20 protein-coding genes are annotated in these 19,783 nt (G+C 66.7%); 12 read left to right on the top strand and 8 right to left on the bottom strand.

The window, feature by feature from the left end; all coding sequences use genetic code 11:
* Positions 1-85: 85 nt before the first annotated feature.
* Positions 86-1,090, bottom strand: coding sequence for a tripartite tricarboxylate transporter substrate binding protein BugE (locus tag AAN986_RS16600; RefSeq protein WP_013802855.1), 1,005 nt, complete (start codon positions 1,088-1,090; stop codon positions 86-88).
* 79 nt (positions 1,091-1,169) lie between these two features.
* On the bottom strand, positions 1,170-2,120 hold the full coding sequence (locus AAN986_RS16605; protein ID WP_047217314.1) for an alpha/beta fold hydrolase: 951 nt from the start codon (positions 2,118-2,120) through the stop codon (positions 1,170-1,172).
* A 132-nt stretch (positions 2,121-2,252) separates the two neighbouring features.
* Here AAN986_RS16605 and AAN986_RS16610 point away from each other — a divergent pair, with 132 nt between their 5' ends.
* Both AAN986_RS16610 and AAN986_RS16615 read left to right on the top strand, forming a co-directional pair.
* On the top strand, positions 2,253-3,188 hold the full coding sequence (locus AAN986_RS16610; protein ID WP_013802857.1) for a LysR family transcriptional regulator: 936 nt from the start codon (positions 2,253-2,255) through the stop codon (positions 3,186-3,188).
* A gap of 489 nt (positions 3,189-3,677) precedes the next feature.
* Positions 3,678-4,079: a hypothetical protein gene (locus AAN986_RS16615; RefSeq protein ID WP_016453631.1), complete on the top strand. Its 402-nt coding sequence runs from the start codon at positions 3,678-3,680 to the stop codon at positions 4,077-4,079.
* A gap of 116 nt (positions 4,080-4,195) precedes the next feature.
* Here the strand turns inward: AAN986_RS16615 and AAN986_RS16620 are convergent, their stop codons facing one another.
* A complete protein-coding gene (locus AAN986_RS16620; protein ID WP_047217313.1) occupies positions 4,196-5,089 on the bottom strand; it encodes a LysR family transcriptional regulator in 894 nt (297 codons plus the stop codon).
* A gap of 127 nt (positions 5,090-5,216) precedes the next feature.
* Here AAN986_RS16620 and AAN986_RS16625 point away from each other — a divergent pair, with 127 nt between their 5' ends.
* Both AAN986_RS16625 and AAN986_RS16630 read left to right on the top strand, forming a co-directional pair.
* Positions 5,217-5,969, top strand: a complete 753-nt coding sequence (locus tag AAN986_RS16625) for an SDR family oxidoreductase (RefSeq protein ID WP_034394814.1) — start codon at positions 5,217-5,219, stop codon at positions 5,967-5,969.
* A 63-nt stretch (positions 5,970-6,032) separates the two neighbouring features.
* A complete protein-coding gene (locus tag AAN986_RS16630; protein WP_047217312.1) occupies positions 6,033-6,707 on the top strand; it encodes a glutathione S-transferase family protein in 675 nt (224 codons plus the stop codon).
* Between the two features lie 11 nt (positions 6,708-6,718).
* Here the strand turns inward: AAN986_RS16630 and AAN986_RS16635 are convergent, their stop codons facing one another.
* Positions 6,719-7,603, bottom strand: coding sequence for a LysR substrate-binding domain-containing protein (locus tag AAN986_RS16635; protein ID WP_047217311.1), 885 nt, complete (start codon positions 7,601-7,603; stop codon positions 6,719-6,721).
* 135 nt (positions 7,604-7,738) lie between these two features.
* Here AAN986_RS16635 and AAN986_RS16640 point away from each other — a divergent pair, with 135 nt between their 5' ends.
* The 7 genes from AAN986_RS16640 to AAN986_RS16670 all read left to right on the top strand — a co-directional run bounded on the left by AAN986_RS16640 (position 7,739) and on the right by AAN986_RS16670 (position 14,735).
* Entirely contained in the window at positions 7,739-9,013 is a 1,275-nt protein-coding gene (locus AAN986_RS16640) for a ribulose-bisphosphate carboxylase large subunit family protein (protein WP_046983538.1), read from the top strand.
* Between the two features lie 3 nt (positions 9,014-9,016).
* Positions 9,017-10,423, top strand: coding sequence for a four-carbon acid sugar kinase family protein (locus AAN986_RS16645; RefSeq protein WP_047217310.1), 1,407 nt, complete (start codon positions 9,017-9,019; stop codon positions 10,421-10,423).
* A 41-nt stretch (positions 10,424-10,464) separates the two neighbouring features.
* Positions 10,465-11,238 carry an SDR family NAD(P)-dependent oxidoreductase gene (locus AAN986_RS16650; protein WP_016453642.1) on the top strand — a complete coding sequence of 258 codons (774 nt, stop codon included), beginning with the start codon at positions 10,465-10,467 and terminating at the stop codon, positions 11,236-11,238.
* A gap of 32 nt (positions 11,239-11,270) precedes the next feature.
* Complete coding sequence (locus AAN986_RS16655; RefSeq protein ID WP_046983537.1) at positions 11,271-12,281, top strand: TRAP transporter substrate-binding protein; 1,011 nt, start codon at positions 11,271-11,273, stop codon at positions 12,279-12,281.
* A gap of 14 nt (positions 12,282-12,295) precedes the next feature.
* Positions 12,296-12,817 carry a TRAP transporter small permease subunit gene (locus AAN986_RS16660; RefSeq protein WP_016453644.1) on the top strand — a complete coding sequence of 174 codons (522 nt, stop codon included), beginning with the start codon at positions 12,296-12,298 and terminating at the stop codon, positions 12,815-12,817.
* Positions 12,814-14,112: a TRAP transporter large permease gene (locus tag AAN986_RS16665; RefSeq protein ID WP_016453645.1), complete on the top strand. Its 1,299-nt coding sequence runs from the start codon at positions 12,814-12,816 to the stop codon at positions 14,110-14,112. Before AAN986_RS16660 ends, AAN986_RS16665 begins: the two co-directional genes overlap by 4 nt.
* A 251-nt stretch (positions 14,113-14,363) precedes the next feature.
* On the top strand, positions 14,364-14,735 hold the full coding sequence (locus tag AAN986_RS16670) for a hypothetical protein (RefSeq protein ID WP_047217309.1): 372 nt from the start codon (positions 14,364-14,366) through the stop codon (positions 14,733-14,735).
* 46 nt (positions 14,736-14,781) lie between these two features.
* Here AAN986_RS16670 and AAN986_RS16675 read toward each other — a convergent pair whose 3' ends face one another.
* The 3 genes from AAN986_RS16675 to fepB are packed head-to-tail and all read right to left on the bottom strand — an operon-like array spanning position 14,782 to position 17,867.
* The gene (locus AAN986_RS16675) at positions 14,782-15,822 is read right to left on the bottom strand and encodes an iron chelate uptake ABC transporter family permease subunit (RefSeq protein WP_047217308.1); all 1,041 of its coding nucleotides are present in this window, start codon (positions 15,820-15,822) and stop codon (positions 14,782-14,784) included.
* Positions 15,819-16,880, bottom strand: coding sequence for an iron ABC transporter permease (locus AAN986_RS16680; protein ID WP_047217307.1), 1,062 nt, complete (start codon positions 16,878-16,880; stop codon positions 15,819-15,821). Before AAN986_RS16680 ends, AAN986_RS16675 begins: the two co-directional genes overlap by 4 nt.
* Positions 16,881-16,883: 3 nt before the next feature.
* Positions 16,884-17,867: a Fe2+-enterobactin ABC transporter substrate-binding protein gene (gene fepB, locus AAN986_RS16685; RefSeq protein ID WP_047217339.1), complete on the bottom strand. Its 984-nt coding sequence runs from the start codon at positions 17,865-17,867 to the stop codon at positions 16,884-16,886.
* 119 nt (positions 17,868-17,986) lie between these two features.
* Here fepB and AAN986_RS16690 point away from each other — a divergent pair, with 119 nt between their 5' ends.
* Positions 17,987-18,802, top strand: coding sequence for an ABC transporter ATP-binding protein (locus tag AAN986_RS16690; protein ID WP_047217306.1), 816 nt, complete (start codon positions 17,987-17,989; stop codon positions 18,800-18,802).
* Between the two features lie 30 nt (positions 18,803-18,832).
* Here the strand turns inward: AAN986_RS16690 and AAN986_RS16695 are convergent, their stop codons facing one another.
* On the bottom strand, positions 18,833-19,624 hold the full coding sequence (locus tag AAN986_RS16695) for an IclR family transcriptional regulator (protein ID WP_156179765.1): 792 nt from the start codon (positions 19,622-19,624) through the stop codon (positions 18,833-18,835).
* Positions 19,625-19,783: the final 159 nt, after the last annotated feature.

Below are 19,783 nucleotides of genomic sequence, written 5' to 3' on the forward strand. Positions count from 1 at the left end.
ACCCCCGGACTATGGCACCGTCACGACGCCTGGCCCCGCCACCCGTGGGCGCCGGGACACAGGGCTTTCCCCGGTGCCCGCCGCATCAGTCCAGGCTGATCTGCGACGAAGCGGCCACCTGCTTCCAGGTCGTCACATCCTTGAGGATCACCGCGCCGAACTGCTCCGGCGTATTGGCCACCACCGTGCCGCCCAGCTCCGCCAGGCGCTGGCGCAGTTGCGGATCGGCCAGGGCCTGCACGCTGGCCTTGTGCAGCTTGTCGCGGATGTCCTTGGGCAGGCCCTTGGGTGCCAGCAGGCCGTTCCAGGCCTGCACGGCATAGCCGGGCACGCCGGACTCGGCAAAGGTCGGCACATCGGGCAGCTCGCTGCTGCGCTGGGCCGTGGCCACGGCCAGCGGGCGGATCTTGCCGGACTTGATGTGCGGCAGCGAGGCCGGCAGCGGCTCCCACAGCATGGACACCTGGCCGCCGATCAGATCGGTGAACGCCGGGCCTGCACCGCGGTAGGGCACATGCATGATCTGCACGCCCGCCTTGGCCTTGAACAGCTCCATGGCCAGATGACCCAGACCGCCCGCGCCCGAGGACGCATACGACAGATGGCCCGGCTGCGCCTTGGCCAGCGCGATCAGCTCCTTCAGATTCGCCGCCTTGACCGAGGGATGCACGCTGAGCACGCCCGGCACCGTGATCACCTGGGTGATGGGCGTGAAATCCTTCACCGCGTCATAGGGCAGCTTGGTGTAGACGGCCGGATTCGTGCCGTGCGTGCTGGACGTGGCGCCCAGCAGCGTATAGCCGTCCGGCTTGGCATCGGCCACGAAGCGCGTGCCCAGCGAGCCACCGGCACCGGCCTTGTTCTCCACGATCACCGAGGCGCCCAGCACCTTGCCCAGCTGCTGCGCGAACAGGCGGTTCACCACATCGGCCGTGCCGCCGGGCGGAAACGGCACGATCAGGCGGATGGGCTCGGCCGTGGGCCAGCCGGCATCGGCTGCCAGGGCCGACTGCGCGGGCGCCAGGGCGCCCAGGGCCAGGGCCGCCGTGGTTGCAGACAGGCTGCGGATCATGAAATTGCGGCGTTGCATGAGATTTTTCTCCTCGTTGAAATTCTTCGGGACCAGCACCGGCCAGTCATCGGCCAGTGACCCGCCAGTAACCCGCCAGTCATCGGCCCAGGCGCTCCAGCCAGGCCAGCACCCGGCCCAGCACCTCGTCGCCATTGGTGTCCAGCATGCAGAAATGCGAATTGCCGGTGATGCCTGCGGCCGGCAGGTCCAGCACCTCGGCGCGGCCGCCCAGGCGGCGCAGCAGCTGCCAATACACATCGGTCTGCGCGCGGTACTTCTGCCACTGCGGGCTGTGCGCGAAATGGTCGCCCCACACCGCCAGGTGCGGGATGGCCGAGGCAGGCGTGAAAGCATCCGCCCCCTGCTGCCCTTCTTGCACCACCGGCATGCCCGTAGGCTCCACGCCCACCACGGCGCGCACCAGGTGCGGCTTGCGGATGGCCGCATGCGCGGCAAAGCCACCGCCCTGGCTGTGGCCCATCACCACGCAGGGGCCGAACTGCTCCAGAAGCGCGTCATAGGCCGCCATGGCCATGGCCTCATGCCCCAGCCAGCGCGGCACCATCTGCCGCACCAGGGCACCAAAATTCTCATGCGGAAACCGCTGGCCGACGAAGGGCTCGCCCACACCGTCGCCCGAAGGCGCGCCATGGCCTATGCGAAACAGCGTCCACGCCTCCTCGGCACTGCGGAACACGGGCGCCTCGGCATAGATCTCGGGGAACATCGCCCAGCCCGCGCGGCCGCGCTCCACGGCATCGCAGACCACCACGTCGTGGCCGGCCTCCAGCAGGCGCCACAGCCAGCCCTGGCGCCCATCGGGCGTGGACTCCCACTGCGCCCCGGTCATGCCGCCGCCATGCCACAGCAGCACGGGCAGAGGGCTGCGCGGACGCGCAAGCCGGTACTCCATGGCGTACATCTGGCCAACGGCATAGCTGCCATTCATGTCCAGCGGCCGCTCGCCACCATTGCGCACCACTTCCCTGTGCTGGATCGGCAGATCCCGCACCGTGCGCTGCGCACCGCCAATGAAATGGCTTTGCATCTTCCTGAGGCAAACTTCAGGCATAACAGGGCTTCTCTCGCATGCCGCCATGCTAGGCATGCCCCGCCTTGGTGCTGTGCCGATTGCGGCGGGGCTGTGCCGGATCAGCACAGCCCTGCACCCACCCTACCCATGCACGAACTCAACCTCAAACTGCTGCAGGACCTGCAGGCCCTGGCCGACACCGGCAGCCTCTACAAGGCCGCCGAGCGCCGCCACATCACCCACCCGGCCTTCGGCCGCCGCATCCGCGCGCTGGAGGAATGGGCGGGCACGCCCCTGGTCGAGCGCGGCCACCAGTCCACCACGCTCACGGCAGCCGGCAAGACGCTGCTGGCCTCGGCCCATGAAGTGCTGGGCATCCTGGAGCAGACCCACGGCCTGCTGCAGCGCCCGCACCGCACGCGCGACGAAACCATCACCATCGCGGCCGGCCGCACGCTGTCGCACACCGTCCTGCCGGGCATCATCACCGCCCTCAACCAGGCCATGCCCCAGCTGTGCTGGAAAGTGGTCACCACCAGCCTGGACTACGGCGTGGAAATGCTGCTGCAAGGCAAGGTGGACCTGCTCATGTGCCACGCACAGCCGGCCATCGAAGGCAGCCTGCAGGGCCACCACCTGGCCTGGCTGCCCGTGGGCCAGGACACGCTGATCCCCGTCAGCATCCCCCTGGTCCCGCAATTGCCCAAGTACGCCCTGCCCGCCCACGGCGGCGGCCCGCTGGTGCCCTACCTGGACTACGCGCAAAGCATGTCCCTAGGCAAGATCCTGCGCAGCCACCTGCACGAACTGTGCGACACCACGCGCCTGCGCACCGTCTACGAGGCCGACCTCGCCGACTCCCTGCACGCCATGGTCCACCAGGGCCTGGGCCTGGCTTGGCTGCCGCTCACCCTGGTCAAGACCGACCTGACCGAGGGCCGCCTGGCCCGCGCGGCCGGGCCCGACAAGGACGTGCCCATCAACGTGCGGCTGTACCGCCGGCCTGCAGCGCAGAGCAAGCCGCTCACGCGCAGGGTGTGGGCGGGGTTGGAGAATCTCTATGGGAGGAGTCAGAAGTCGTGAGGCGTGCGGGCCAACCCATGCGACTTCGCTGTTGCGGCTCTGAACGTCTGTAAATTTGAACGCCGCGCGCACTTGTTCACCCTGCCGGGCGATTGCTTTTCGAGGCCGGGTTTCGGCCCGGCAGCCGACTGCCCTTTCTTGATTCGCCAAGAAAGGTCAGATCAAAGAAGGCGACCCGGATATCCGCGACCCCTTCGCTTCGCTGCGGGGCAACCTGCATCGTGGCGGCTGCGGGGTTCGCCGTGAAACTCGTTGCGCGCTGCGCGCTTCACTCAAACATCACGGCGAGTCAGATGACGAAGCAAGCCTGTCCTTCGGCAGGCTTGCAACCCCGCAACCGCCACGACGCAGGCGCGGACATACGGGAGGGGGAAGAGGCAGCAGGCGCAGGCAGCGGGCGCGCCCAGGACTTTCCCCTTGGCCCCGCTGCAGCCTTGAACTAGCATGGCCTGCACCGTCCCGGCCGGGGCGGATCTTCCTTGGGCATCGATGAGCTTTCCCGTTCAGATTCTGATCCGAGTCCCCTGCCCTCCGGGCGCCTGCATCTGCGAGCACGACGCTCTGCTCGCCGACTCCATGGCCGACCAGCGCATCCTGCGGCTCACAAGGGAAGAGGAAAAACGCCTGCTGCATCGACTGGAGCAGATCACCAGCCTGCAGGACCTGCGCCATGTGGAGCAGCGCATGTATGAGCAGCTTGGCATCAGAGTGCGCATCGAGCCCGGCGCCAGCGAAGTGCGTACGGTGCGCGGCATACAGATTGAAGTTCAGCCCATGCGCGGGCTGTGCAGCAAGACGCGGCAGGCGATTCCTGCGGCGATTCGGCGGGGGATGGAGAGGACGCCGGAGGTGGCGTTTGAGTTGTTGGATGAGGGGGGATTGTTTGGGTGAGGGTTTTGGCGGTTGGTGGGGAGCGGGTTGCGGTTGTGAATTCAACCGGTCGATGCAACACAATGACTGCACCTGGCGCAAGGAGTGCTGGCCATGAAGCAACGACCTCGGATCTACTACACCGAAGCACAGAGTGCGGGAATCTTGGAGAACAAGTCGCTCATGAAGTCCATGAACGCGATGGCCCGTGTGGGAAGCAAGCGGTTTGCGACGTAGACAATCTGAACAGGCACATGCGGGGCGGTATGTGCCAGCAGGATGCGCTGCAACGCCCCGCTTTTCAGCCCCCCCTCAAATAACCACGCGGGACCGTGTCCAACCCCCAAACCGGCGATGACCGCTTCGCGAACCGCGTCGGGCGAGTTGACCCTCAACCGGCCTGAAACCGGAACTTCGGCGTCACGGAAACGCCATGTCGTACCGGACGACAACAAGGTGTAGACCACACAGTCGTGGTCACGCAGTTCATCGGGCGTCTGTGGCTCTCCGCGTTTGGCCAGATAGCCCTTGCTGGCAACGAACACCCGCTCGTAGGAGCCGACGCGCCGAGCTCGCAGCGCACTGTCTTCAAGATGTCCAATGCGAATGGCAAGTTCAGTCCCCTCGTTGACGAGGTCCACGTAGCGATCACTGATTTGCAGATCCAGGGCCAGCCTCGGGTAGCGCTCCAGAAACGCGGGGAGGTGGGGCATCACGAAGGTGTGTGCCAGTGAGGTGGGACAGGCCACGCGCAAGAGCCCTGATGGATCGACGCTGTCTCGGAACGAGGATTCCGATTCGTCCACGGCATCCAGGATGCGCCGCGCGTCGGCGTAGTAGCGCTCACCCTCCGGCGTCAGGGAGAGCTTGCGTGTGGACCGGTGCAGCAGCCGTGTCTGCAGATGTTCTTCCAGCGCCGCCACGTAGCGGCTCACATTGGGTTGTCCCAAGCCCAGGTCGCGCCCCGCAGCAGAGAAGCTGCCTGTCTCCACAGCACGGGCGAAGCAGTTCATCCAGAGCAGTCGGTCCATGTTTTCCCTTCAATTCATGCCAATTTTGCATGAAATATATTGAGAACCCATATCTTATTTATTTCAAGACATGAATGCACATTACTCCCAGGCGGCCGCGGTTGGTCGTCACCCCAAGGAGAATTTCATGTCACGTCTGCAAGGCAAACGCACCCTCATCACCGGCGGCACCAGCGGTATCGGCCTGGAGACCGCCAGGCAGTTTCTGGCAGAAGGTGCCCGTGTCATCGTGACCGGAGTCAATCCGGATTCGATCGCCAAGGCCCAGGCCGAACTCGGCCCAGAGGTTCCGGTGCTACGCGCAGACTCGGCCAGCGTCGCCGCACAGAAAGAACTGGCTCAAGCCGTAAAGGACCGCTTTGGCCAGTTGGACGTCGCCTTCCTCAACGCCGGCGTGTCGGTCTGGCGCCCCATCGAGGAATGGACGGAAGAGATGTTCGACCGCTTGTTCGATGTCAATGTCAAGGGGCCGTACTTCCTGCTTCAGTCCCTGCTGCCGGTGTTCGCCAATCCCGCTTCCGTGGTACTGACCACGTCCATCAGCGCCCATGCCGGTGCGGATCGCTCGTCCGTCTACGCCGCCACCAAGGCAGCGTTCCTGAACATGTCCAAGACGCTGTCAACCGAACTGCTCGGGCGTGGCATCCGTATCAACGCGGTCAGTCCCGGCCCCGTCGAGACACCGCTGTACGACAAGCTGGGCATCCCCGGCGCCTACCGTGAGCAGATCAACAAGGACATCGTGGCAACCATCCCGCTCGGCCGCTTCGGAACCTCCGAGGAGGTGGCCAAGGCTGTGCTGTACCTGGCGTCCGACGAATCCCGCTGGACGGTGGGCTCTGAAATCGTGCTCGATGGCGGCCGCCTGCTCAACCGCTGAGGACGCAGCGTGTGCGGTGTGTCACCGCCTGTGGCTACCGCACCCCCACTTCGAAAGAGCCTCATGATCGAGCCCTGCCTCACCCTCGTCAGCCATCCGCTATGCCCCTTTGTCCAGCGAGCGGCGATCGTCCTGCTGGAAAAGGACGTTCCCTTTGACAGGATCACCATCGATCTGGCCGCCAAGCCCGCCTGGTTCCTGGACATGTCGCCGAACGGCAAGGTTCCGCTGCTGCGCGTGCGCCAGCAAGACGCAACGCAAGCCGTGATCTTCGAGAGCATGGTGATCTGCGAGTACCTCGAAGAGTCGCAGGGCGGCACACCGATGTATCCACGCGACGCACTGGCGCGTGCCCGCCAGCGGGGCTGGGTCGAGTTCGGCACCGCGACACTTGCGGACGCTTGGCAGTTTCTCAACGCCATCGACCGCGCGGCTGCAGATGCCAAGCAGGCAGCGTTCCGGCACCGCCTCCAGCAATTGGAAGCGGTGCTCGGGTCGGGGCCCTATTTCGACGGCACCGCGTTTGGCATGGTGGACGCCGTCTTCGCTCCTGTTTTTCGCTACTTCGACAGCCTGGATCCGGCGGTGTCGCACGCCATCTTCGAGAACCTGCCTCGCGTGTCGGCATGGCGCAACGCACTCGCGCTGCGACGCAGCGTCATCGATTCCGTGGGAAGCGACTATGCGCAGCGGTTCAGGCAGCACCTGCGTGAGCACGCCGCGCTGCTCGCCGGCTGACCCGTGGGGATTCAGGGCTCCGTGGCCCGCAGTTCGTCGTGAAGCCAGTCCACCAGCTTCACCACATCGGGGCGGCGGCTGAGGTGGGGAGCTGTCCAGGACACGAGCCGGTTGGGGCCGCGCACAAAGCCCATGGGAGCCACCAGGGTGCCGCTCATCAAGTCGTCGCGCACCAGCATGCGCGGCACATTGGCCATGCCCAGGCCGCATCGCGCGCCCTGGATAAGCAGGTAGAAATGCTCGAACGACTGGTCCACCCGCAGGTTCTGGTCTGGCTGCGTGCTGCAGCGAGCCCAGTCGGCCCAGGCGGTCGGGCGGGTGCGGGAAACCATGAGCTGTGCCCGCGCCAGGTCTTCGAAGGACGCGATGCGGTTCTGTCGCAGGTATTCAGGCGAACACACCGGCCCGATCCACTCGTGCGCGACGTCTGCCCGCACGGCGTCCCGGGGCGGTTCGATCGACGACAGCCGGATCGCCACACTGACGTTGTCGTGCGCAAAGTCGATCGGCCCGTGGCTCATGTTGAAGCGCAACTCCACCTCGGGGTGGGCTTGCTTGAAGCGACCCAGCCTGGGGATGAGCCAGTACATCATGATCGACTCCGAGCAGGCCAGGGTCAGCGGGCCCGGCTTGAGCTGCTCGACGCTGGACTGGATCAGTCCGAAACCTTTCGAGAGGCCCTCTGCCAGACGCTGCCCTTCGCCGGTCGGCATGGCCCCCTGCGCCGTGCGCTGCAAAAGCGCCAGACCCAGCGTGTCTTCCAGCATCCGGATGTGGCGGCTGACCGCGCCATGCGTGACCGACAGCTCCTCCGCCGCCGCGCTGAAGCTGCGCAGGCGCGCCGTCGCCTCAAAGGCCCGCAGAGCGTTGAGCGAGAGGCGGTGGGGGGCGGTCATGGATGCACTTTCCTACTAAGGGTCAACCTGGGTGCCGTGTGAGTTTAATTAACAGCACACCGAAATCATATCGTTTTACACAAAGAACGATGGCTCTTATCGTTCAATCCGGTTTCAAAATTAACTCACAGCCCGATGACCAAGAACACCACCCGCGCCGAATTCACCGCGCGCTACTTCGTCGAAAGCTCGGTCTCGTCCGAGAAGGTTGCGCAGGTCATCGCCGGCGAACAGTCCAGCGGCACCTTCCTCTCGTTGCCCGGCGAGACGGACGAGCTCAAGGAACGCTCTCGCGCCCGTGTCACGCGCGTCGAGCCGCTCGCCCCTGCGCTTGAGCCCACGCTGCCCAGCGCCTATGTGGATCGTCAACCGCACGGCGGGGTGTTCCATCGGGCCGAGATCGACATCGCGTTTCCGGTGGCCAACGTCGGCGCCAACCTGCCCAGCCTGCTGGCCACGGTGGCGGGCAACCTGTACGAACTGGGCGAGGTCACCGGTCTGCGCCTGCTGGACCTGGACCTGTCGCCCGACTACGCCGCCCAATTCGCCGGCCCGGCCTTTGGGGTGTCCGGCACCCGGCGGATGGCAGGGGTCCACGGCCGGCCGCTGATCGGCACCATCATCAAGCCCAGTATCGGCCTCACGCCTGGCCAGACCGGCGAACTGGTCGACTCGCTGTGCGCAGCCGACATCGACTTCATCAAGGACGACGAACTGATCGCCGATCCACCGTATGCGCCGTTCGACGAGCGCCTGCGGGCCGTTATGCCGGTGTTGCAGCGCCATGCAGACCGCCTGGGCCGCATGCCGATGTACGCAATCAACATCTCCGGCTCCATCGACGAGATGCTGCGCCGCCACGATGCCGTGCTCGCAGCAGGCGGCACCTGCGTGATGGTGAGCGTCAACTGGGTGGGCTTCGCCGGGGTGGAACACCTGCGCCGCCACGCCCAGTTGCCCATCCACGGCCACCGCAACGGCTGGGGCGCGTTCACACGGCACCAGGGGCTGGGCTTCTCGTTCCAGGCTTACCAGAAGCTGTGGCGCCTGGCGGGCGTGGACCACCTGCACGTCAACGGCCTGCGCAGCAAGTTCTGGGAGCCGGACGACTCGGTCATCGCCTCGGCACGCGCCTGCCTGTCGCCCTGGGCCGGACACCAGCCGCTGATGCCGGTGTTCTCGTCGGGCCAGTGGGCGGGCCAGGCGCCGGACCTGTACGCGGCTCTGGGTTCAGTGGACCTCATGCACCTGGCCGGCGGCGGCATCATCGGCCATCCCGACGGCATCGCCGCCGGGATGGCCAGCATGCGTGAAGGTTGGGAGGCGGCGGTGGCGGGCATCGGCCTGGACACCTACGCCAAAACGCACCCCGCACTCCAGCGGGCAATGGCGCACTTTGCCGTGCGGTGAACGATGACTTCGACTGACAAGCCCCAAGGGCTGAAGCTCGCGTTCTACGGCGACGACTTCACCGGCTCCACCGATGCGCTGGAGGTCCTGGCTTTCAGCGGGCTGCGCTGTGCCCTCTTCCTGTCGGTGCCCAAGTCGGCGCAGATGGCTGCGTTGGGCGGCTTCGATGCCATCGGCGTGGCCGGCGCCAGCCGGGCGATGACGCCGCAGGAGATGGATGCGCAGCTGCCCGACGTATTGAGTGGGCTCGCCGCCCTGGCGCCGCAGATCGTGCACTACAAGGTGTGCTCCACCTTCGACAGCGCGCCAGCGGTGGGCAACATCGGCCGGGTCATCGAACTGTCTCGGGCGGCCTTCCCGCAGCCCGTGGTGCCGATTGTCGCCAGCACGCCGGCACTGGGTCGCTACTGCCTGTTTGGCCACCTGTTTGCGCGATCGGGTACCGACGGCGAGGTGTACCGCATCGACCGCCACCCGATCATGAGCGTGCACCCGGTGACGCCGATGCAGGAGTCCGACCTGGCCCGTCACCTGGAAAAGCAGGCGCCACTGGCTATCGGCAACGTGCCGCTGACCTGGCTCGACACCCAGTCGCCGGCCGAACTGGCGCAACGCATCCGCGCCATGGCGCCAGCCCGGCAGGCGGTGGTGATCGACGGCCTGAGCGCCGGTCACCTGACCACCACGGGCGACAGCCTTCAGCAGATGGCTGCGGGGCTAAAAGCGCCCCTCTTTGTTGTCGGCTCGTCCGGTGTCGAGTACGCGTTGACACAGTCTTGGCAGGGAGAGACGGCTGCGTCGGGCGACCGCTACGGCAGCTTCGGCGCCGTCGACCAAGTGCTGGTCGTCTCGGGCAGCGCCTCGAAGCTCAGTGCGATGCAGATCGAGGCGGCGCTGGACGCCGGCTTCCGCGAGGTGGCGATCGATGTCGAGGCGCTGACCATCGGCCCGGACACCGCCGCCACCGAGGCGCGCCTCGTGAGCGAGGTGGTCAGTGCGCTGGCCGGCGGCGCCAGCGTGGTGATGCACACCGCACGCGGCCCGTCAGATCCGCGCGTGGCCCGCTTGATCCAGGGCCTGCAGGTGCTGGGCGCCAGCCCGGAGCAGGCGCGCCACCAGAGCGGGCGCCTGGTCAGTGAACGACTGGGCATCGCGGTGGAAGCCATCGTTCGCCGCCACCGGCTGCGACGACTTGTGCTCTCGGGCGGCGACACGTCCAGCCGCATCACACAGGCCCTCGGCCCCGACGCCCTGGAGATCCGCGCGCGCCTGTCGCCCGGCGCACCGCTGTGTGCCGTCCTGTCCACACAGTCCCACCTGAGCGGGCTGGAGCTGGCCCTCAAGGGCGGTCAGATGGGCGCTCCCGACTACTTCGTCCGTGCGCTGCGGGGCAGCGCCGGGGACGCCTAATGCATTGATCCATTCACACAAAACCACCCAGGAGACCTGTCTTGCCATCCATCCACACTCCACACCGCGTCGCGGTCGTCACCGGCGGCGCCATGGGCATCGGCGCCGAAGTCTGCCGGCGTCTGGCCGCCGCAGGCTTTGCCGTCGTCGTCGCTGACCGCGACGAGACGGCCGCCGAGACCACCGCCGCGGACCTGCGCGCCGGCGGTGCGACCGCCGAGGCCCAGGCCATCGACGTTGGCGTCGCCGAATCGGTCGACAGCGCCTTCGCCGCCATCGAGCAGCGCCACGGACGCTGCGACGTGCTGGTCAACTCGGCCGGCATCGCCAAGGTCCATCCCTTCCTGGAATTTCCGGACGACAACTTCGCGGTCACCATGGCCGTCAACGTCAACGGCACCTTCCTGTGCAGCCAGCGCGCAGCGCGCCTGATGGTGCGAAACCATTGGGGCCGTATCGTCAACATCGCCTCGGTGGCAGGCATGCGCGCCGTCGGCACCGGGCGGACTGCCTACGGCACCTCCAAGGGCGCTGTGATCGCGCTGACCCGCCAAATGGCAGTAGAGCTGGCCGAAAAGGGCGTGACGGCCAACGCCGTGGCGCCCGGTCCGGTGGACACACCGATGACCCGTGTGCTGCACACCGCGCAATTCCGTCGGGAGTACGAGAACGCGATACCGATGAACCGATACGGCACCGTGGGCGAAATCGCAGCGGCCGTGATGTACCTGGTGTCCGAGGACGCAGGGTTCGTGACCGGCGTGACCCTGCCGGTCGATGGCGGCTTCCTCGCCTCTGGCGCACGGGGCATCTGAACCTTCACTTTTCCACACTGAGAGGAGACTCCATGAAAAAGCGCAACTTCATAGCGGGCGCTGCGATCGCACTCGCCACACTGACCGCCATTCCGGCCATGGCCCAGCAAGTCAAGGCCCGAATGGGCCATGTCTTCGCTGCCAACAGCACCATGGACCAGGCTGCGCAGGAATTCGCCAAGCTCGTGGGCGAACGCACCAAGGGCCGGATCGGCATCATGGTCTTCCCGGCCAACCAACTGGGCGGCGAGCAGGCACAGGCGCGCGAGCTGTCGCGCGGCTCGTTGGAGCTGGCACTGCTGAACCCCGGTTCGCTGGCCGGCCTGAACCCGCTGCTTGACATCCACTACCTGCCCTACATCGCATCCGACTTCAAGCAGGTAGACGCCATCTTCTACAACCCCAAGGGCGTTCTGCAGACGACGCTGCGCGAGACGCTGGCCAAGCAAAACATCGAGACGCTGGGCTTCTTCGAGCTCGAGTTCCGCGCGGTGACCAACTCCAGCCGTCCGGTGGAGAAGCCGGCTGACCTGAAGGGCCTGAAGCTGCGGGTTCCAGGGTCGGCTGCGATCAAAGGCTTTTTCGAGGAAGCCGGCACCCAGGTGGTTGTGATGCCGTTCCCCGAGCTGTTCACGGCGCTTCAGCAAAAGACGGTGGACGGCCAGGACAACGGCGCCAGCATCACCTACGAATCGCGCCTGTTCGAGACACAGAAGTACATGACGCTGACCAACCATGTCTATGCCATGGGTACGGTGGCATCGAGCTCGAAGTTCTGGTCGGCGCTGTCCGAGGCCGAAAAGAAGATCCTGACCGACACCGCCGCCGAGGTGACCAGCAAGCAGATCGAAAAGAGCCGCCAACTCAACGCAGACTTCCTGAAAAAGATCGAGGCCGGTGGAATCAAGATCGTCCGGCCATCGGCGCAGGCCATGGCCGAGTTCGAGAAGCTAGGCCAGGGCGTATGGGGAAAGCTGTCGAATACCTACGGTGCTGAACGCATCGCTGCCCTGCGCCAAGAGGCTGCGGCTGCTCGCAAATAGTGAAGGAGGGGCCCATGTCCGTCAGCAAACGCGCCAGCACGTGGCTCTTTTCGGTGGAACGCCACGCGTTCCTGGCCGAGAAGTGGATTTGCATCATCTCGCTTGTCGCCATGCTGGTGGGCATCTGCTTCAGCGTGGCGGTGAGGTATTTCAGTCTCCACCTGCCCGACGCCGGTGAAATCGCCATCTACGCCATGGCCCCACTCACTTTCGTCGGTGCAGCAATGTGTACCTGCACAGGGACGCACATCGCGGTGGACATCATCGAACAGGTCAAGCGCCCGTGGGTCCGCCGGACCGGTCGGGTGTTCACGGCGCTCACCATGATCGTCTTCGGCGCAGTCTATTTCTGGACAGCACTGGGCTTCTTTCAAAGCGCGTTGAGCTCCGGCGAGCGAGGCCTCGATATGGGCATTCCTGTCGCGATTCCCACTTTCTTCTTCCCGCTCGGCATGGCGCTGGTTGTGCTGCATGCCTTGGCCGAGCTGCTCCGTGCCGCAGCCAATCAACCATCGGTTGCCAAGGAACACCCATGATCATCGGTCCAGCTCTCATCCTCATTCTGTTGTTAGGCGTGCCCGTCGGTGTGGCCTTCACCTTGTTGGTGATGGTCAATGCCGAACGGTGGAACATCGACTGGTCGGTGCTGCCCTCCATCACCTATGACACCGTTACCGTCTTTCCGCTTCTGGCGATTCCGCTTTTCCTGCTGGGTGGACAGCTCATGAGTCATGGGGGGCTGATCCGGCAGCTCACCGCTGTCTGCGATGCACTCATCGGCAGGCTACAGGCCCACCTGGGCCATGTGATGGTGCTGGCCAGCGCCCTGATGGGCGCCATCACCGGATCGTCGGTGGCGACTGTGGCAGCGATGGGCAGTACTGTCGGCAAGGAAATGATCGAACGCGGCTACTCGCCCGGCTACACCGCGGCGCTCAATGCGTCTGCGGGATTGCTCGGCGTGCTCATCCCGCCGTCGATTCCGTTGATCCTGTACGGCTCCATCGTGGGAGTCTCGATCACCGAGCTGTTCATGGCCTCCATCGGGCCCGGGATTGTCATGATGCTGGCCTTCATGATCGTGCACGCCGCGCTCGCCCGCCGCGTGCTGCCGGGTGGCAGGGAAAAGCTGGCGACAGTGCATTCCGGTGAACCCGCCCGTAACTGCGCTGCCGAGCCCGGCTCGCGCACCAGCGTGCTCGTGAGAGCCGTGCCCGCGCTCATGCTGCCGGTGCTGGTGCTGGGAGGCATCTACACGGGCATCTTCACGCCCACCGAGGCGGCAGCGGTGGCGGCGCTCTATGCGCTGCTGATCACGCTATTGAGCAGGGCCGTCCGCGTGCGCGACATGGAGAAGATTTTCCTGAGCGCCGCACTGTCCGCCGCGGCGATCCTGGTGATCATCGGCTTCACCAGCATCTTCAACCGTGCCATGGTGCTGGAGCAAGTACCGCAGTCGATAGCGATGTGGGCTACCACGGTGACCGACAGCCCGATCATCTTCCTCCTGGTGGTGAACATCATCCTGCTGGTCGTCGGCATGTTCATGGAAACCAATGCCGCAACCCTGCTCATGGGGCCGCTGCTGGCGCCGACTGCAGCAAAGTTCGGCATTGATCCGATCCACTTCGCCATCATTTTGGTGACCAACATCGAGCTCGGGCTGCTCACGCCGCCGCTGGCCGCGAACCTCTATGTTGCGGCACGAACAAACAAGGTACCGATCATCGACCTGCTTCGAAACCTGGGCTGGTTCCTGATGGCGTGCCTGGTCGTGATGGCAATGATCACCTACGTTCCGCAGCTGCCCCTTTGGTATCGATTTTTCTAAGCCGCGATGCCTCTCATGGGGCGATGCGTACTGCGGGCAAGATACCCCATTGGGAGGGGCTGCACTGTGGAGGTAGTGACTGGTAGGCACCTGCCTCAAGTCCATCCGGCAGCCCCCATCTTCTTGAACGCCCTGCCAATCAGCTACGCAACTCGTAGTATCTGCGTCAAGAAAAACCGGCAAGCATCATCCCTTTCTGAAGGAGATGCAATGTCAGACGCCAATGGAATGCTTCGTGGAGAGTCGAACCCATGAGGCACATCCCCCCATCCCCTCCCCCCGAAAACACCCACGCCCAGAAGCTCGCAACAGCGCTGCACGAAATGGACCGCTTCGTGCAGCAAGGCTGTGCCGAGGTTTCCGCCCTGGCCCAGTTGGCGCTGGCCTGGCTGGAGATCCCCGAGGGCCATCAGCGGCTGGACGTGGTGGCGCAGGCGCTGGTGACCATTCGCAACAGCGCTGAATCGCTGGCGGAGTTCGCGGGCAGTGAAGCCCGGGTGATGAACTGCGAGTACGAGGACCAGGCGGAGGTGCGCCGCAGCGAGGCGGCCAAGGTGGCTGCCGAAGAGGCCGGGCATGTGTACACCGTGGTGGGGCCTGGGGCGGCGCGCGGCGTCAGGTAGTCCCGCAGGTACTGGGTCTGCGCCCCGTTGCACCTTGCCCGTCCGTCTATCCCTTGCGCGTGCGAAACAGCAGCCACAGCAGATACACCCCGCCCAGCAGCCCCGTCACCAGCCCGATGGGCAGATGCAGGCGCACGGGTGCCCACTGGCTGAGCATGTCGGCCGCCAGCAGCAGAACGGCGCCCATGGCTGCCGCCGTGAACAGGGGCACGTCGGGCGACAGCCCCAGGCGCCTGGCCACCTGGGGCGCGGCCAGCGCGATGAAGGCGATGGGCCCCGCCGCTGCGGTGGCGATGGCGGTCAGGGCCACGGCAGCCATCACCATGGTGAGCCGCGTGCGCGGCACGTTGACGCCGAGCTGGGTGGCGGCATCGTCGCCCAGCTCCAGCAGGTTGATGCGGCGGGCGCACCACAGCACGACGGGCACGATGGCGATGAAGCCCAGCGCGGCGGGTATGACATGCGCCCATGTCCGCGCGCTGAGCGAGCCGGCCAGCCAGCGCTGCGCGGCGACGGCCCGGTCCAGGTCCCCCATGACCAGCAAGATGGTGTTCAGGCCCGAGAGCGTGGCCCCCACGCCTATGCCCACCAGCACCAGCCGGTAGCCGCCGCCAGCACGCCGCCCCCCGGACAGCGCAAGCACGACCGCCGCCGTGGCCATGCCCGACAGCACGGCGGCCAGCGATGTCCACAGCGGCCCGGCGTCACCCAGCACGATGAGCGCAATCGCCCCGCTGGCCGCGCCGGTGGTGAAGCCGATCACGTCCGGCGAGCCCAGCGCGTTGCGGGAGATGGACTGGAAGATGGCGCCCGCCATGCCAAGCGACGCGCCCACGAAGACGGCCGTGAGGACACGCGGCAGCCGCACCCGCTGCACGATGCGCTCTGCTGCGGGGTTGGAGCCCGTGCCCAGCAGGCTGTCGAGCACTTCGGCGGAGCTGAGGGACAGGGTTCCCGTGCCCAGCAGCAGCACACCCAGCACCAGGGCCAGCACGACCAGCGCCATGCCCACGGCCAGCGGCCTGGGCCGCCAGAGAAACGAACAGGCTCCCCAGCGCACAACGGATGTGTTCACGGAGGTCTTCATAGCCTGCTCAACCGGTATCTGCACGCCACCCAGACAAAGAACGGCCCGCCGATCAGGCAGGCGACGATGCCCGCAGCCACTTCGGCAGGTGCCGCGACGACACGGCCCAGCACATCGGCACCCAGCAGCAGCACCGCCGCGTAGAGCGCGGACAGCGGCAGTATCCAGCGGTAGTCCGGCCCGCACGAGAGGCGTGCAAGATGCGGCGCCACCAGGCCGACGAAGGCGATGGGCCCCACGGCCGCCGTGGCGGCCCCGGCCAGCAGCATGACCGCCAGGCAGGCCAGTTGCGCGGTGGCGCGCACATTGACGCCCAGCGCCAGGCCCACGTCATGCCCCAGCGCCATGGCGTTGAGCTGGCCGACGATGGCCCAGGCCGCCGCCAGCCCCGCCGCCACGGCGGCCGCCAGCACGGCAGCGCTGGCATAGCCGCTGCCCTCCAGGGAGCCGGCCGCCCAGTGGCGGAAGCCGTCGAAGACTTCCGGGGGCGCGTTGAGCAGGATGATGCCGGCGCTGGAGGTGAGCATGACCGACAGGCCGGCCCCGGCCAGGACCAGGCGCACCGGGTGCGCGCCCGCGCCCCGGGACTGGCCGAACGCGAAGACGGCAGCGCCCGCCAACCCCGCGCCGGCAAAGGCGCACCAGACGTACTGGAGCACGGACGTCAGGCCGAAGGCCGTCATGCCGATGAGCACGGCCAGCGCCGCACCCGCGTTGACGCCCAGCAGGCCCGGCTCCGCCAGGGGATTGCGGGTGACGGCCTGCATGAGCGCGCCGGCCACGCCCAGCGCCATGCCGGCCAGGATGGCCACCACGGTGCGGGGCATGCGCAGCAGGCTGACGATCAGGTGCTGGTCATCACGCAGGTCCGGAGCCCGCAGCGCGCCGAGGATGTCGGCCAGCGCAATGTCGCGCGAGCCGACGGTGATGCCGAGCACGGCGATGATGGCCAGCGCCAGCAGCCCGCCTGCAAGGCCCAGCCAACGCCTGCAGTGCAGGGGAGCGCGCGGAGCACGCGAGGCAGGCCGCGCCGCCGCGCCTTGGAGCCGTGCACGCATGGCTCAGCGGAAATGGCTTGCCACGGCGTCGACCATCTGCTGCCCCGAGTAGTAGTCGATGCGAAACGAGGTCGGGCCCAGCGGATAGACGCGCCGCCCGGCAACGGCGGGCAGGTTGGCCAGCAGCGGATCGTCCAGGAAGGCCTGCACATCGCCCTGCGAGGCGCCGAGCAGGAAGACGGAGTCGCCGGTGATGGCGGCCGAGAGATTCTCGCGGGAGATGAATTCGAAGTCCGAGGCGCGTGTGACCTGGGCGGCCAGCGCGGGCGGCAGGCCCTCCACCTTGAAGCCCAGTGCGGCCAGCAGCCGCGCATGGGGGCTGGCGGTGCGGCCTATGGAGTAGCTGCCGGCCAGGTTGTAGGCGACGATGCTGACCGGCTGGGCCGGGGGCGTGATGGAGGCGGCGGTCTGCGCCACATGGGCATCGAAGCGGGCAATGGCTGCGGCGGCCTGCTTCGCATGGCCCGTGATGCGGCCCAGCTCGGTGGCGATGTCCTGCCAGGACTGGCTGGAGTAGTCGACCACGACCATGGGCACGCCCTGCGCCTGCAGTTCGGTGCGGTGCTGGGCCACGCTGTCGGCCCCGGTGGCGGAGGCCACCAGCAGGTCGGGGCTGGCGCCGATGGCGGCCTCGATGTCGAATTGCAGGTTGCGGTAGAGCACCTGCACGCCGCGCTTGTCGGCAACCGCGGCCCATTGCGAGAAAAAGCCCTTGTCGTCGGTCATGCGGCTGGGCGTGGTCGCGGCGGTCGCGACGACCGGCGCATCGATGGCCAGCAGGATGCCGGTCACGCTGGGAGAGGTGGAGACGATGCGCCGGGGCAGCGGTGCGTGGTCTGCGTGTGCTGCAGCCGGCGTATCCGATGTATGTGACGCATGCGATGTATCCGACGTATGCGGTGCGGCGCCCGCCACGGGAACGGCGGCGCGTGGAAACCATGCGAAACAGGCCAGCACGGCCAGGGCGGCAAGTTGGAGTCTGTTCATCTCGATCCGAAGCGACGGGGCCAGGCGCCAGGGCGGCGTCTTCAGCATATTCCGTATTGTAGAATTCATTCCACATTGCAAACACCGAAGGACCTATCGATTGTGGGAAATGACCGGCCATGACGCAGCGCCTGAGTGCTGATGCGGTGACGCTGCGCTACGGCGAGCGCACGATTTCGCAGGGCCTGTCCCTTGCCATTCCCGATGGCTCCTTCACCGTCATCGTGGGGCCGAATGCCTGCGGCAAGTCCACCCTGCTGCGCGCGCTGTCGCGGCTGCTGGTGCCGGTGGCCGGGCAGGTCATCCTGGATGGCCGGCACATCTCGCAATTTCCCGCCAAGGAGGTGGCGCGGCGCCTGGGCCTGCTGCCGCAAAGCGCGATGGCGCCCGATGGCATCACGGTGGCGGACCTGGTGGCGCGGGGGCGCTACCCCCATCAATCCTTCCTGAGGCAGTGGACGGACGCGGATGAGCAGGCCGTCGCCGAGGCCATGCAGGCCACCGATGTGGCAGCGCTGTCCGACCGCCTGCTGGACGAGCTGTCAGGCGGCCAGCGCCAGCGGGTGTGGATTGCGATGGTGCTGGCGCAGCAGACGCCGATCCTGCTGCTGGACGAGCCCACGACGTTCCTGGACATCGCCCACCAGATCGAGCTGATGGAGCTGCTGGCGGATCTCAACGATGCCGGCCGCACGGTGGTTGCGGTGCTGCACGACCTCAACCAGGCCTGCCGCTATGCCTCGCACCTGATCGCCATGCGCGACGGGCGCATTGCCGCGCAGGGCGCGCCCGGGGCGATCTTCACGGAGCAGTTGGTGCAGGAGGTGTTCGGCCTGCCGGCCGTGATCATGGCAGACCCTGTGTCGGGGACGCCCCTGGTGGTGCCCAGGGGGCGCAGGGCCGTGAATGCCGTGGAGCGCGCCGCAGGGAACTGAGGCGCCCGGGCATTCTTCCCGGCGCGGCTTTCAAGGCGAATCTGCGCTGAAGGCCCGCCCGCCCGTGGACTGGTTGATCAGGCTGGCCTCGCGGAACAGCGCGACCCGGTCTTGCGGCGACTTGAGCTGGCCCAGGTCCGAGACGGTGGTGACCGCGCAGACGATTTCATGCTGCGCATCGAACACCGGCGCCGCCTGGCCCGTGACGTTGGACAGCAGGTGGCTGGTCATCTCGGACCAGCAGCGCTCGCGCACTTCGTCGAGCACGGCCTTGGCCGGCGGCTTGCCACGGAAATGGGCGGGCTGCTGGCGCCGTGCGGCGTCGATGGTGGCCTTGGGCAGGAAGGCCTGGAACACCAGGCCGCAGGCGGTGTTGTCTATGGGCAGGATGTCGCCCAGCGCCAGCGGGTTGATCGAGAAGTAGGCGCTGCGGTACCAGCGCACCAGGGTCGGCCCGCGGTCGGTCCAGATGGCCACGCCGCCGCTGAGCGCATGGCTGTGCGTCAGCGCCTTCATGCGCTGCGCCGCAATCTCCACCGCATCCACACGCTTGAGCGCGCCAATGCCGATGCTCAGCGCCGCGCTGCCCAGGTCGTAAAGGCCGCTGGCGGGGTCCTGCTTGGCCAGGCCTTCCTTGACGAGGCTTTGCAGGTAGCGGTGGGCCGTGGAGCCCCCCGTTCCCGTTCGCCGGGCCACCTCGCCCAGCGCCAGCTCGCTTTCGGCCTTGGCCAGGACCATGAGAAACCGGGTGGCGATGGAGACGGACTGGATGGTGCCGGAGCGCTTCTCGCCGGCTGTCGTCTGAGGTGTTGTTGTTTTCAAGGGCTGGGCTTTCTTGCCTGTACCAGGCGCATCGCAGGTGGGGGCGCAGGCGCCGCCGGTGTCGATGATACCGGCTCTGCCGAAGGCTCTGCACAGGTGCGCGCACACCATTTCGCCGCTGTTTTTTTCTTCCGCATGTGGGAATGCATTCCCTACTGT

Source organism: Delftia sp. DS1230 (assembly GCF_040112715.1).
GTDB lineage: Bacteria > Pseudomonadota > Gammaproteobacteria > Burkholderiales > Burkholderiaceae_C > Comamonas > Comamonas tsuruhatensis.